Annotated in this window: 12 protein-coding genes, 1 tRNA gene and 1 pseudogene; 3 read left to right on the top strand and 11 right to left on the bottom strand. The window is 71.7% G+C overall.

Translation table 11 applies throughout. The features are described 5' to 3' along the window. Positions 1–49: 49 nt before the first annotated feature. Positions 50–123 (bottom strand) — tRNA-Thr (locus FHU34_RS29855). 12 nt (positions 124–135) lie between these two features. Between FHU34_RS29855 and FHU34_RS29850 the strand changes: the two genes are divergently transcribed. Next, on the top strand, positions 136–2,019 hold the full coding sequence (locus FHU34_RS29850; protein WP_425280592.1) for a metallophosphoesterase family protein: 1,884 nt from the start codon (positions 136–138) through the stop codon (positions 2,017–2,019). Between the two features lie 129 nt (positions 2,020–2,148). Here the strand turns inward: FHU34_RS29850 and FHU34_RS29845 are convergent, their stop codons facing one another. The 6 genes and pseudogenes from FHU34_RS29845 to tmk all read right to left on the bottom strand — a co-directional run bounded on the left by FHU34_RS29845 (position 2,149) and on the right by tmk (position 8,093). Then, entirely contained in the window at positions 2,149–2,988 is an 840-nt protein-coding gene (locus tag FHU34_RS29845; protein WP_145785973.1) for a PSP1 domain-containing protein, read from the bottom strand. Between the two features lie 307 nt (positions 2,989–3,295). Further along, positions 3,296–3,976: a hypothetical protein gene (locus tag FHU34_RS29840; protein WP_145785972.1), complete on the bottom strand. Its 681-nt coding sequence runs from the start codon at positions 3,974–3,976 to the stop codon at positions 3,296–3,298. After that, positions 3,976–4,281, bottom strand: a complete 306-nt coding sequence (locus tag FHU34_RS29835) for a hypothetical protein (protein ID WP_145785971.1) — start codon at positions 4,279–4,281, stop codon at positions 3,976–3,978. Before FHU34_RS29835 ends, FHU34_RS29840 begins: the two co-directional genes overlap by 1 nt. 1 nt (position 4,282) lies before the next feature. Next, positions 4,283–4,611: pseudogene (locus FHU34_RS29830) on the bottom strand (YbaB/EbfC family nucleoid-associated protein). Positions 4,612–4,734: 123 nt separating this feature from the next. Beyond that, on the bottom strand, positions 4,735–6,003 hold the full coding sequence (locus FHU34_RS29825; protein WP_145785970.1) for a DNA polymerase III subunit delta': 1,269 nt from the start codon (positions 6,001–6,003) through the stop codon (positions 4,735–4,737). Then, entirely contained in the window at positions 6,003–8,093 is a 2,091-nt protein-coding gene (tmk, locus tag FHU34_RS29820; RefSeq protein ID WP_280116522.1) for a dTMP kinase, read from the bottom strand. Before tmk ends, FHU34_RS29825 begins: the two co-directional genes overlap by 1 nt. Positions 8,094–8,410: 317 nt before the next feature. Between tmk and FHU34_RS29815 the strand changes: the two genes are divergently transcribed. Continuing rightward, positions 8,411–9,619, top strand: a complete 1,209-nt coding sequence (locus FHU34_RS29815; RefSeq protein ID WP_145785969.1) for an amino acid deaminase/aldolase — start codon at positions 8,411–8,413, stop codon at positions 9,617–9,619. Between the two features lie 32 nt (positions 9,620–9,651). Here the strand turns inward: FHU34_RS29815 and FHU34_RS29810 are convergent, their stop codons facing one another. After that, positions 9,652–10,248, bottom strand: a complete 597-nt coding sequence (locus FHU34_RS29810) for a TetR/AcrR family transcriptional regulator (protein ID WP_145786466.1) — start codon at positions 10,246–10,248, stop codon at positions 9,652–9,654. Positions 10,249–10,474: 226 nt separating this feature from the next. Between FHU34_RS29810 and FHU34_RS29805 the strand changes: the two genes are divergently transcribed. After that, a complete protein-coding gene (locus FHU34_RS29805; protein ID WP_145785968.1) occupies positions 10,475–11,791 on the top strand; it encodes a D-arabinono-1,4-lactone oxidase in 1,317 nt (438 codons plus the stop codon). Positions 11,792–11,803: 12 nt separating this feature from the next. On the opposite strand, the gene FHU34_RS29800 is transcribed toward FHU34_RS29805, so the two are convergent. Genes FHU34_RS29800 through FHU34_RS29790 form a run of 3 tightly spaced genes read right to left on the bottom strand, consistent with a single transcriptional unit; the run spans position 11,804 to position 13,871 of the window. Continuing rightward, positions 11,804–12,904 (bottom strand): GDSL-type esterase/lipase family protein, encoded by a 1,101-nt coding sequence (locus FHU34_RS29800; RefSeq protein WP_145785967.1) that lies wholly within the window; start codon positions 12,902–12,904, stop codon positions 11,804–11,806. Positions 12,905–12,941: 37 nt separating this feature from the next. Further along, positions 12,942–13,241, bottom strand: coding sequence for a hypothetical protein (locus FHU34_RS29795; protein WP_145785966.1), 300 nt, complete (start codon positions 13,239–13,241; stop codon positions 12,942–12,944). Positions 13,242–13,247: 6 nt separating this feature from the next. Then, a complete protein-coding gene (locus tag FHU34_RS29790; RefSeq protein WP_208745221.1) occupies positions 13,248–13,871 on the bottom strand; it encodes a TetR/AcrR family transcriptional regulator in 624 nt (207 codons plus the stop codon).

Here is a 13,871-nt window from a genome sequence, read left to right as displayed (position 1 = left end):
ACCTTGAGAAAAGGCGAAGCCCAGGCCGATGACCTGGGCTTCCATGCCGAGCCGCCTGACGGAATCGAACCGTCGACCTACGCATTACGAGTGCGTCGCTCTAGCCGACTGAGCTAAGGCGGCAACGATCAGCAAGTGTACGGCACCCCGACGCCGCCAGCCGAACGGGATACCCCCACACCGTCCGCGAGCACCAACCGGACATCAACCGCCATCTGGACGTTTACCGGACAGCGGATGATCAGGACCGGGACTACGCTGCGGCGGGTGAGCGACGAACGCGACCACCCCGGCCACCCGAACGACGCCACCGAACGCCCCGATCCGGTACCGGCCGAACGCGCCGCCCACCGGCCGAGCAGCACCGACCCGCTCGAGCTGGGCTTCACGCCCCGCAAGCCGGTGCCGTGGCTGGCACCGTTCCTGCTGATCAGCACCGGCATCCGTACGCTGCTGGCGGTGCTGTTCGGGGCGTACCTGGACAAGCGCGAGTTGCAGAACGCCTTCGACGACGGCGTCTTCCGCCAGGTCGGGCCGGACGGCGGGCTGTGGCTGGACTACGTGGCGGACCTGGGCGACGGCTTCAACGCCACCTACTCGGTGGCGTACCTGCTGGCGCAGCCCGAGCTGACGGTCGACGGGCACCGGCTACCCCGGGCGCAGACCCTGGTGATGGGTGGCGACCAGGTGTACCCGTCGGCGGCCTACGCCTCGTACGAGGACCGGTGCAAGGGCCCCTACCAGGCCGCCCTGCCCGTGCCGCCGCCCGAGAAGCCCACGCTCTTCGCGGTGCCGGGCAACCACGACTGGTACGACGGCCTGACCGCGTTCCTGCGGTTGTTCGTCCGCTCCCGGGACCGGAACTTCGCCGGGTGGGGCACCGGCCAGTCCCGGTCGTACTTCGCCGTGGAACTGCCGGCGGGCTGGTGGCTTCTCGGTGTGGACGACCAGTCCGGCTCGTACCTGGACGACCCGCAGTTGGCCTACTTCGACGAGGTGGCCCGGCGGCTCGGCCCGGAGTCCAAGGTGATCATCGCAGCGCCGGCTCCGACCTGGGTCAAGGCGGCCGACAGCCCGACGGCGTACGACTCGATCGACTACTTCATCCGGACGATCATCGATCCGACCGGGGCGCGGGTGCGGCTGCTGATCTCCGGCGACCTGCACCACTACGCCCGTTACTCCGGGCCGGACCGGCAGCTGATCACGTGCGGCGGAGGCGGCGCCTACCTCTACCCCACCCACAAACTGCCGGAGCGCATCGAGGTGCCGCCGCGGGACACCCTGGCTCGCCGGGCCAGCTCGACCCAGCCGTACGACCTGGTGGCCCGCTATCCGGACGCGGCCCGCTCCCGTCGCTACGGCTGGGGCATCTTCCCGAGGCTGCCGTTCCGCAATCCGGGCTTCACCACGCTGCTCGGCATCCTGCACACCCTGCTGATGCTGGCCATGGCGGGCGCGACGGCGAACTGGGCGGACAGCACGGATCAGCGGCTGTTCAGCGTCCCGCTGGTGTTGATGGTGCTCGTGACGGTGCTGGCGGCGATCCTCTTCGCCAAACCGCCGAGCGCGAGCGGCAAGCGGCACGTACGGCACGGGATTCTCGGCGTCAGCCACGGCGTGGCGCAGGTGGCCCTCGCGGCGGCCGGTACGTGGGCGTGGTTGGCCCTGCCGTTCTACGACTGGCCGTGGCCGCTGCCGGCGGTCGCCGCGGCGGTGCTCTACGGCCCGGTGATCGGGCTGGTGGCCAGCCAGTTGGTGGCCGCGTACCTGCTGGTGGCGGGCTCGTTCGGGGTGAACGTCAACGAACTCTTCGCCGGTCAGGGCATCGAGGACTCGAAGGTGTTCCTGCGGTTGCGCATCGACCCGGACGGCACGCTGACGATCTTCCCGATCGCTCTGGACCGGGTCTCCCGGGACTGGCAGGTGAACCCGGACCAGTCCCCCACCGCAAGCTGGCTGACCCCGAAGACCGACCTGACCCCCCGCCTAGCGGAACCCCCCACAGTCCTGCCCTGACCCCAACCCACCCGCAGAGCACAGTTGATCACGAAGTTATTGTCCCGACACGCCGGTCGGAGTGGCAATAACTTCATGATCAACGGGGAGGGAACGCGGGCGCGGCGGGCAGGCGCAGGCGGTGGGGGGTTAGGCCGGGTAGTGCTGGTCGTGGGCTTGGCGGGAGCCGCAGACGTCAGCGCGGGAGCACATGGAGCGGGAGCCGTCGGCGTCCAGGCGTACGGTCACCGCGTCTCTCGGGACGCTGTGCCCGACCACGCGACCGTCACCCTCGGGCGTGGAGACCCGACTGCCGACCGCCGGAGCCGTCTCTTGGAAGCGCTGGTACAGCGGATGTTCGTACTTGAGGCAGCACATCAGCCGGCCGCACGCGCCGGAGATGCGCAGCGGGTTCAGCGGAAGGTCCTGGTCCTTCGCCATCCGGATGGTCACCGGCTCGAAGTCGGTGAGGAAGGTGGCGCAGCACAGGTCCCGACCGCAGGAGCCGATGCCGCCCTGCACGCGCGCCGAGTCGCGGGCGGAGAGCTGACGCAGCTCGACACGGCAGTGCAGGGTGGCGCCCAGGTCGCGGACCAGGGAGCGGAAGTCCACCCGGTGCGGTGCGGTGAAGTAGACAGTGCTGCGCTCGCCGCCGCCCTCGGCGGAGCCGAGCACGTGGTCGACGGCAACCACCTTCATCGGCAGGCCGTGCGAGCGGATGAGCCGTTTGGCGGCCACCTTGGCCTCGGCCTTGCGGCGACGCAGTGCCTCGTCCCGCCGCAGGTCGTCGTCGGCGGCCAGCCCCAGTAACCGGGGGAAACCGTCGGTCTCCTCGGTCACCCACTGCGCGGCCCACACGCACTCCGCCACCTCGGGCCCGTCGTCGGTGGGCACCAGCACCTTGTCGCCGACCTGCGGGCGCAACTCACCGGGATCGAGATAGTAGAGGCGCCCGTACCGGTTGAAGCTGACCGCGCAGAGCATGCCCATCCCCCCACCCTACGACGCCTTCGTGTCGGAGAGCACCTCGGTCGATGACGCCCACTCGCATCCATGACCGTCGAATCGACCTATTGCCGGGCAGCCCGTCGTGCCGTTGCTCCTCGCCCGGACGGTTGAATCCGGGCCCGGGCAGGAGACAAGACCGCCCCGACAGCGTTGAGTGAAGGCATACCTGCGGGGGGTGCAGGGGGAAGACCACGGCGTCGCCGGGGAGCCGACTCAGGTCGGGCGCCCCTGAGCGACGCCGTGGTCTGTCCGGGACCTGTGCGGCGACGGCCGGAGGACCGGGAGCCGGCTACCAGCCGACCCGGGTGGGCTGGTCGTAGCGGGGTCGCCCCTCCATCGGCGGCCGCCACGTCGCCTCGGCGAGGCTCGGTGCCCACTGGCGCAGCAGCGTCTCCGCACCGTCGTACGCCACGCAGAGCACCGCCAGCACCCGTGCGGCGATCTCGGCCGCGTCGGCAACGCCGGGACCGATCGGCCCGGGCCTCGTCGACACACCGGTGGCGGTGGCGGCGACCACGGCTACCGCTTCCGCCGAGCGCAGCACGTCGGCCAGTGTCCGGGCCAGCGCGAGTCGGCTGCCCTCCACCCAGTCGGCGAGTGCGTCCGCGTAGCCGGCTGTGGATTCGAGCCGCCCGACCAGGCTGTCCGGCCCCTCGTCGAGGTGGTGCAGCAGTGCCGCCCGCTGCTGCCCGTACGCCGTGGCGGCCGGGCCGGACCAGAGCACCGCGTCGGTGAGTGCGGCGGAGACGTCGTCGTACCCCCGGACGAGCCGGCGCACCGCGTGCCCGGCGCCGGCGAGCGGCGCGGGGTGGAGGTCGAGGAAGCCGCGCACCGCGTCACCCGGCAGCACCTGCATCCGACGCAGCAGCGGCCAGACCCGGTGGCCCTCCGGGACTCCCGCGGCGATGAGGGAGTCCACCCGACGAAGCAGGTCGAGGCCGGGTTCGGCGAGCCGGTCGAGCGCGTCCATCACGGCTCTCCGGCGAGCCTGCGGCGGGCCGCCCGGTCGACGTCGGCATAGCGGTCGGCGGCCTCCCGCACCGCCGCGGCGGCGGTGGCCAGTCGACCGGCGGCGGCGCGCGCCTCGCGGGCCCGGTCGTCGGTGGCGGTGGTCCACTGCCGGTGCAACGCGCGACCGATCTCGCCCGGCCGACCCGGGGCATCGGCGCCGAACGCGGCCTGGGACGGATCGGTGGCGGTGACGGTGTGCGAGACGGCGGTGAGCGTGGCGCTCGCCTCGTCGAGTCGGGCGGAGAGCGCGCGCAGTGTGTCCATCTCAGGCTCCCGCGAGCGGTCGGTAGGCGGCGAACGTCTCGTTGTGCAGCTTTTCCCGGGCCCATTCGGCGGCGTCCGCCGCTGCGGTGACCGCAGCCTGCACGGAGCCGGCCACGTCCCGAGGGCTGCGGGTGTGCAGCGGCCCGAGGAACCGGACGTCGGTGATCCGCCCACCGGCGGTGACCACCACCTCGACCAGACCGTCCGGGGACCGGACGGTCACCTCGACGGTCGACACCGCCTGTCGAACTCGGCCTGTAGCGACTCGATGCGGCGGTAGCGCCGCACCGCCTCCTCGATCCAGGCTTCGTCGATCTCCCCCCGCGGCATCGGCCGACTCCTCCCGGGTGATCCCTCACTCAGCGTGCTCTCACCGTCACCACGGCACACGGACCGTACCGCACAGCAATCGGACCTGTCGATGCCTGTGGACAACGGTCGAAGGGGTGCGGGTCAGCCCTTCCAGAGGGCGAGCATCATCGCCTCGACCGCGATCCGCGGTTTCACGTTCGACTCGATGGCCGCCCGGCAGGCGAGCACGGCCTCCAGCCGGCGCAGCGCCCCTTCGGCGTCCCACTTCTGCGCGCCGGCACCGGCCAACGCGGCGGTGTCGGTGTGCACCGGGGCGACGGGCGCACGCAGCGCCATCGTGAGCGCGTCCCGGTAGAAGCCGGCCAGGTCGACGAGCGCACGGTCCAGCGCGTCCCGCTGGGCCCTGGTGGCCCGGGACTTCTGCCGCTTCTCCAACTCCTTGAGCTGACCGGCGGCACCCCGGATCGCGCCCGACGCGCCCCGGCCGGTGCCACCCGCGCCGAGCGCGGTCTCCAGCGCCGCCCGCTCGGCCGCGTCGGCCTCGGTGACCGACGCCTCGGCCTCCGCCTCGGCCGCCTCGATCAGCGCGGACGCCGCGTCGAACGCCGCGCCGACACCTGTCAACCGGCGCGGCACCGCGAGCACCGCCTCGCGCCGCTTGCGTGCCTCCGGGTCGCGGGCCAGGCGGCGGGCCCGACCCACGTGCCCCTGCGCGGCCGCCGCCGCCCACTGCGCCACGTCGGGCGCGACGCCGTCCCGGCGGACCAGCACCTCGGCCACCGCGGTGGCCGGCGGCTGCCGCAGGGGTACGACCCGACAGCGCGACCGGATGGTCACCGAGATGTCGTCCGGGTGGGTGGACGGGGCACAGAGCAGGAAGACCGTACGCGGCGGGGGTTCCTCGATCGCCTTGAGCAGCGCGTTGCCGGCGGCCTCGGTGAGCCGGTCGGCGTCCTCGATGACCACCACCTGCCAGCGCCCGCCGGAGGGGGTGCTGGCCGCGCGCAGCACCAGCGCGCGCATCTCGTTGACGCCGATGGACAGCCCTTCCGGCACCACCAGCCGGACGTCGGCGTGGGTGCCGCCCATCGTGGTGCGGCAGCCGGGGCACTCACCGCAGCCGGTGCCGTGCACGCACTGGAGAGCGGCGGCGAACGCCCGGGCGGCGACCGAGCGGCCGGAGCCGGGAGGGCCGGTGAAGATCCAGGCGTGCGTCATCCCGGCGGCCGGGTCCACCCCGCCGGCCGGGGCATCGCCGGTAAGCGCGGAGTCGGCGTCGCCGGCGGCGATCAACGCGGGCGCCCGGTCGACCGCGCCCGCGCGCAGCACGGCGGCCGCAGCGGCGGCGGCCCGGCGCAGTTCGGCCACCGCGTCGTCCTGACCGACCAGGTCGGCGAAGACGTCCGGCATCAGGTCTTGTGCTCCATCGTCACCAGCTCCGCGTCGGATAACTCGGGCTGCACCGAGGTGTCCGGGCCCTGCGCCGGCCGGGGGTGCACGATGCCGCCCGGGCTGCCGAGCATCTCCTCGACACGGCGGACCACCCGCCCGGTGATCTCGTCGGCCGGTCGGGACGCGTCGAGGACCAGGTAGCGCTTCGGGTCGGCGGCGGCGAGGTCGAGGAAGGCGTAGCGGACGCGCTCGTGGAAGGCGACCGACTCGGCCTCCAGCCGGTCGGTGCCGGCGTTGCGCGAGACGACCCGGGACAGGCCGGTGTGCGGTTCGACGTCCAGCAGCACCACCAGGTCGGGCTTGAGCCCACCGGTGGCCCAGGAGGAGAGCCAGGAGACCTCGTCGACGGGCAGCGTCCGGCCAGCACCCTGGTACGCCAGGGACGAGTCGACGTACCGGTCACTGATCACCACACCGCCCCGGACCAGCGCGGGCCGGACCACTGTGGCCACGTGGTGCGCGCGGTCGGCGGCGTAGAGCAGCGCCTCGGCCCGCGGCGAGGGGGCCTCGTCGCCGGAGGTGTCCAGCACCAGCGACCGGATCCGCTGACCGACAGCTGTCGCTCCCGGTTCCCGGGTGACCACCACGTCACGCCCCTGGCCGCGCAGCCGCTCGGCGAGCGCGGCGAGCTGGGTGGACTTGCCGGCGCCCTCGCCGCCCTCGAACACCACGAACAGCCCGGTGGAGACGAACGGCTCGGAGGGCATCAGCGGACGGCCCCGGATCGAGCCCCAGAGGTCGGCGAGGACGGGGACGCCCTTCTTGTCGTCCATCTGGCCGAACGCGCTGATCCCGGCGAAGATGCCGGCCGCACCGGCGGCGAGCAGCAGCAACCGGGTCGAGGAGATGGACACGCCCAGGTCGGCGATCTCCAGCTTGCGGGAGCCGCCGACGCCGACCAACACGCTGCTCAGCCCGATGGCCAGGATCAGCACCAGCCGGGTGCCGATCTGCACCACGGCGAAGACCCGGCCGCGCACCTCGTCGGCCACCTCGCCGCCCAGCAGCGTCGTGCCGGCCAGGAACGCCATCCCGGCACCGGCGCCGACCAGCACCGCGCCGACGATCGCCATGGACAGGTGGATGGCGAAGGCGAGGGTCATCACGGCGGCGCTGGCGAGCACGATGCTCATGCCGAACCAGCGACGCCTGGACATCTCCTTGACGATCATCGGGCCGAGCCCGATGCCGAGCGCCAGACCGACGAAGATGGCACCGAAGAGCAGTGAGAACGCGGCGTCGCCAGCGCCCAGCGAGTTGGCGAAGAACTTGGCCGTGCCGACCACGATGCCGCCACCGGCGAACGCGCCGAAGATGCCCAGGACCAGGCCACGGACGAGCGGGGTCTGGCCGATGTACTTCCAGCCCTCGGAGAACTGCCGGAACATGCTCTGCTCGGCACGTTCGGCCTCACCGCGTTGCGCGTCACTGATCTCCTTGATCCCGAACGCCACCACAAGTGCCGTGGCGAGCCGGGAGAAGGAGTTGATCCAGAGCGCAAGCTGGGCCGGCTCGGCCCAGGAGGGTAGGTCGCCACCGACGGCACCACGGACGCCACGGTCGAGCACGGCGAGGCCGATGGCGGCGGCGACCGGGGTGAGGCCGTACGTGGTGATCAGGGTGAGCTGGTTGGCCGCCTCCAGCCGGGCGCGCGGGATCAGGTTGGGGACCGCGGCCTCCTTGGCCGGGATCCAGAGCAGGGTGAGCGACTCGATCAGGAACGTGGCGATCAGCGCCCAGCCGACCACCAGGCCGCCTGCGGCGCCGGTGAGGGCGTAGAGCGGAATGGAGGCGAAGAGCACGAAGCGCAGCAGGTCACAGATGACCATCGTCCAGCGCCTGTCGAACCGGTCGGCGAAGACGCCGGCCACCGGGCCGAGCACCAGCGCGGGCAGCAGCCGGATCGCGGTGACTCCACCGAACGCGGCACCCTGGGCGGTGCTGCCCTGCACCTGTGAGGCGGCGAAGAGAGCGGTGGCCAGCAGGCCGAGCCAGTCGCCGAAGGAGGCCGCGCCGAGCACGATCCAGAGCCGGCGGAACGGCTGGATGCGCAGAACTGACCGGATGGCGGCATATCCGGACGGATCGACCTGACCGCCGCTGGGCTGATTGGCAGCGGCGTCGGACCGACCGCCGGAGCGCGACACGCCGGGCGACTCGCCGCTGTTCTGGCTTTCGATGGCCGTACCTCCACGTGCCGGCCCATCGCTGGGCGCCTCCGGTGGAACACTCTAGACCCGGTGGGGGGCCACCCCATCGGCGACATTCTCCTGCTCGCTGAGCCTAGGCCGCCGGAGCCACCGACCGCAGCCCGGACGTACGCGAGGGTATTTCGCATTCACCGTCGGACAGTTAGCGTGCACACGTGGCCATCGAAAGCGACAAACTTCGCGAGCGCCTTGATCGGGCGACCGCCCACCTCGACCCGCCCTACGCCGTGGTCGACCTCACCGCCTTCGACGCCAACTCGGCCGCCCTGGCCGAGTTGGCCGGCGGCAAACCGGTCCGCCTGGCCAGCAAGTCGGTGCGCAGCCGGGAGTTGATCAGTCGGGCCCTCTCCCGGCCCGGCTGGCAGGGCATCATGGCGTTCACAGTGCCGGAGGCGATCTGGCTGGTTCGTGCCGGTGTGAGCGACGACGTCCTGGTCGCGTACCCGAGCGCCGACCGGGCCGCGCTCGCCGAACTGGCCGCCGACCCGACCCTGGCCGCCGCGATCACCCTGATGATCGACGGCACCGGACAACTCGACCTGATCGACGCCGTCCGGGCCCCCGGGCAGCGCGCCGAGCTACGACTCTGCCTCGACCTGGACGCCTCCTGGCGGCCGATACGGGGGCGGGTGCACGTCGGCGTCCGCCGCTCACCGGTGCACAGCGCACGGGCGGCCGGCGCGCTCGCCGCCACCGTCGCCGGCCGCGCTGGCTTCCGGCTGGTCGGGCTCATGTCGTACGAAGCGCAGATCGCCGGCCTGGGCGACGCGCCGCCGGGGCAGACGCTGCTGGCCGGCGCGATCAGGCTGGCCCAGCGCGGGTCGTACCGCGAGTTGCTGGCCCGCCGAGGTGCGGCGGTGGCCGCGGTACGCGAGCACGCCGACCTGGAGTTCGTCAACGGCGGCGGCACCGGCAGCGTGGCCGCGACCAGCGCCGATCCCGCGGTAACCGAGATCACCGCGGGATCGGGTCTGTACGGGCCGACGCTGTTCGACGCGTACCGCGCCTGGCGCCCCACCCCGGCGGCCTTCTTCGCCTGCGCGGTGGTCCGCCGGCCGACGCCGGAGCTGGCGACGGTGCTCGGTGGCGGCTGGATCGCCTCCGGTCCGGCCGCCGACAGCCGGCTACCTCGGCCATGGCTGCCGGCCGGGCTCAAGCTGGTCGGCACCGAGGGTGCTGGTGAGGTGCAGACCCCGCTGTCCGGTGCGGCAGCGGCCACCCTGCGCGTCGGCGACCGGGTGTGGTTCCGGCACGCCAAGGCCGGCGAGTTGTGTGAACGGGTCAACGACCTGCACCTGGTCGAGGGGGACACGGTAGTGGCGAGCGTGCCCACCTACCGGGGGGAGGGGCAGGCGTTCCTCTGAGCCGACGCCCGCCCCCGGGCCACGAGCACGGATCAGGCGGGCTGGGCCTGCTGGCCGACAGCGGGCCGACCGCTGTCCTCGCCGTCGACCTGCCGATGCAGGTACTCCCGGATCAGCGCCTTCGCCTCGAGCAGCACCCGCTCGTCACCGTCGGACCTGCGCCGGAACGCGAGCTTGATCAGCGCGTCCGCCGCCTCGACCGCGATCTCCAGGACGAAGCGCAGCTTCGGTACGTCGGTGAGCCCGAAACGCTCGGTGAGCACCCGGGCCAGCTGGTCGGCGATCACGCCGTTGTTGTCCCGCTGCTCGTCGAGCAGGTGCAGGTCGACCACGTCACCGAAGTGCAGGGTACGGAAGCCGGGGACGGTGCGGTGCATGGTGATGTACTCGTCGATCCCGGCGTCGACGCCGTCCCACCAGTGGGTCATCTCGTCGGAGGCGAACCGCTCGTCGAGGCGCTGGAGGTAGGACTCCATCGTGCGCAGGGTCAACGCCTGCACGATCGCCCGCTTGTCCGGGAAGAACTGGTACACCGACCCGATCGCCACCTCGGCCCGCTCGGCGAGCAGGGTCGTGGTCAGCCCCTCGTACCCCACCTCGTCAACGAGTTCGGCGCAGGCATCCAACATGCGCTGTACCCGCGCGACACTTCGACCCTGCACCGGTACGCGGCGCAGCGGACCGGTCGTGGCGGCTGGTGTGGACACTCTGCGCCACCCCCCTTCGACGGATGAACATATCTCCACGTCACGAGTCCGTGACTACCGGTACAACGAGCGGATCGCAATTGCGGTATTTACCAGGTACAACGTTCCTGATATGAAGTCAGTTCATATTCATGAATGAGGAGCGCGCATGGTCGGCACCGCATCGCTCACCGCCGCATGGTCCAACTGGGCCGGCAACCAGCGTGGCAGCGCCACCGCGATCCTGCGCCCCGGCTCGCCGACCGACGTCACAGAAGCCGTCCGGGACGCCGTCGCCACCGGTGGTCGGATCCGCGTGACGGGCAGCGGCCACTCGTTCACCGCCGTCGCACTCGCCGACGACCGCCGGATGGAACTGTCCGAGCTGGACACCCCCGTCAGCGTCGACGTCGCCCGCCGGCTGGTCACCGTACCGGCGGGAATGACACTGCACACGCTCAACAGCCTGCTCGCCCGGCACGGCCTCGCGCTGCCCAACCTCGGCGACATCGACGCGCAGACCGTCGCCGGGGCGATCTCCACGGGCACCCACGGCACCGGCGCCGGCTACGGGTGCCTCTCCACCTTCGTCGAGGCGATCACACTGGTCACCGGCACCGGCGAGGTGCTGCACTGCTCAGCCGACGAGAATCCCGACGTCCTCACCGCCGCCCGGGTGTCGCTCGGCGCGATCGGCGTACTGGTCGAGGTGACCCTGCGCTGCGTGGACGCCTTCGTCCTGCACGCCCACGAACGCCCGGCCGAGATGGCGGATGTGCTCGGCGAGCTGCCCGCGCTGATCGGCCGCCACGACCACGTCGAGTTCTACTGGTTCCCGTACACCTCTCGGGTCCAGGTCAAGGCCAACGACCGGGTACCCGCCAACGACCGGCCGCTGTCCCGTTGGCGCGGCTGGCTGGACGACGACTTCCTGTCCAACCGGGTCTTCGCCGGGGCCTGCCGCCTCGGCCGGGCCGTGCCCGCCCTCGCGCCGGGGATCAGCGCGGTCTCCGCCCGTGCCCTCACCGAACGCCGGTACACCGGCCGCTCCGACCGGGTGTTCTGCACCCCGCGCCGGGTCCGCTTCATGGAGATGGAGTACGGCCTGCCCCGCGAAGCACTGCCCGAGGCGCTCGCGGCGCTCCGGCGGATCGTCGACGGACTGCCGTTCAAGGTGCTCTTCCCGGTCGAGGTGCGCTTCACCGCCGCCGACGACATCTGGCTCTCCCACGGCTACGGGCGGGACAACGCCTACATCGCCGTGCACCAGTACGTCGGCATGCCGTACGAGCCGTACTTCCGGGCCTTCGAGCAGGTGGCCGCCGGGCTGGGCGGCCGACCGCACTGGGGCAAGATGCACTACCGCGACGCCGCGTCGCTGGCCACGGCCTACCCCCGCTTCGCCGACTTCCAGGCCGTCCGCGATCGCCTGGACCCGAACCGCGTCTTCACCAACCCCCACCTGACCCACGTCCTCGGCGCGTAACGGGTTGCCCGGCTAGAGCGCGAGGTCGTCCAGGTTGAGGGCACCGGCCATGGCCTCGGCACCCCTGTCGTTCAGGTGCATGCCGTCGCCGCTGTCCAGCGCCGGGTGGATGTGGTCGAGGGCGTGCGGGTTCGCGACGGCCCGCGCCACGTCGAAGACGGCGTCGAAGGTGTCGGTGGTGCGGATCCACTCGTTCACCTCGCGTCGGGCGGCGAGGCCCTCCGGCGTGCTGATCTCGGGGCCGGCACCCGCGAACGGACCGATGGTGGCGGCGAGGATCTTCAGGCCGGCGCCGTGGGCGCGGTCGGCCAGCGCACGGAAACCGGCGACCAGGTCACCCGCGGTGACCGGGGGTTCACCCAGCATGCCGGGTAGACCCAGGTCGTTGATGCCGAAGTGGACCAGAACGTGGGTCACCGCCGGTATCGAGAGGACGTCGCGGTCGAAGCGTGCCAACCCGTGTTCGCCGACCGTGTCGCGCAGGAGCCGGTTGCCGGCGATGCCCTGGTTGACGACCCACCCGCGCTTCAACCGCCGGTTGAGGACGTCGACCGAGCGGCGGTTGGCGCTCGTCGTGGTGCCGACTCCTTCGAACCAGGAGTCACCGAAGGCCACGCCGACGGCGGTGTCAGGCGGGGCGAGCACGTCGACGCCCGAGATGTAGAACCGTGCTTCGACCTGCTCCGTCCACGCCGGTTGAGGAGTCGTGACCTGGTTGCCGTCGGCTATCCGGGTGAGTTCCGCAGGCTTGTGGGAGTGGGTGGCCAGGTCGGTCCGCTCCGGGAGGTAGAGGCTCACGACCAGGTCCGCGCCGGCGGCCACGGGAGTGCTGACCGGGTCCGTGACGGCCTCCCCGCCCGCCGGGATGACACGGCGCGCGGCACCGTCGAAGGTCAGTGCCACGGGCCGGTCACCGACCACGACCGTGGCGGCACCAATGGTCAACGGGGTACGCCCGTAGCGGTTCGTCAGGCGTACGCGGAAGGCATCCCCACCGCCGGCCAGGTGCAGCACCTGACGGACGGTCTGGTCGGCGAAGCTACGGGGTTCGCTGAACTGGAGCCGCTCGTACGGGCTGATCACGGCGGTGCGGAATCCGGCTGTCCAGATCATGGTCGTTCCGTTCTCCGGTCGTGCGACGCCGCGCGCATCAGGCACCCGTCGCTTCGGTTGTGGTGCCCTCCTCGACGCTGATCACCGACTCGATCAGGGAGAAGAAGGTCTGGATACCCGACCGGTCCGCGCCCCGGCGTCGCGATTCGGCGAAGTCTTCGGAGGAACCCCAGAAGACGATGTCGAGCCATTCGTCGGCCGACAACCGGACCAGTCGCGCTTCGAGGAAGCCTGCGCGGTCGGCCTCGAAGTCGCGCAGCATCGCCGGCCGTGCGGCCAGAAGAGCCTCGGCGCGCTCGGCGGGCACACGGAAACGGGTGATCTCGACGGTGGTCATCGTTCCTCAACTCTCGGTGCGGGGCTCTTCGCCGTTGACGCCCAGCATCAGCCTGAGCTGGGCCAGGAGGACTGTCCGGAAATCAGTGGGTGTCGGCGCGGGATGGTGCTGGACGCGGGAGACGATCAGACCGGCCAGAGCCGAGAGCAGGAGATCGGTCACCGCTTCGGCGTCGTGGGCCAACGTGAAGTCACCCCGGCTCACGCCCTCCCGCACGGCGGCCAGGAATGGTGCCCGGTAGCGGGCCCACACCTGGGCGCTGTGGTCGCGAAGCTCGTCGTCACGCATCGCGGCCCGCCAGAACTCGACGAGGATCTGCCGGGTGCTCTCCGAGTTGTGCAGACTCCGGTCCACGAGCGCGACGAGCCGTCGCCACGGATCGGCTTCGGCGGCGGACACCGCTCGCAGGGCGTCCACCTCCCGGTCGGTGAATACCTGCATCGCCTCGATGACCATGTCCTCGCGCGATCCGAAGTAGGTCTGCAAGGTGCTGATCGCGACGCCGCCGGCCGAGGACACGTCAGCGAAGCGGGTGTTCTCGTAGCCGCGTGTGGCGAGCACGTCGGCCACCGCGTCGAGGACTGCGGCCCGCTTCTCCCCGCCCGCACGCCTCTTCCGAATTGACGGCAT

This window comes from Micromonospora taraxaci (assembly GCF_007830095.1).
Classification (GTDB): domain Bacteria; phylum Actinomycetota; class Actinomycetes; order Mycobacteriales; family Micromonosporaceae; genus Micromonospora; species Micromonospora taraxaci.
The sequence above is the reverse complement of the archived record's forward strand: the minus strand, read 5'-3'. Positions and strand labels throughout refer to the sequence as shown.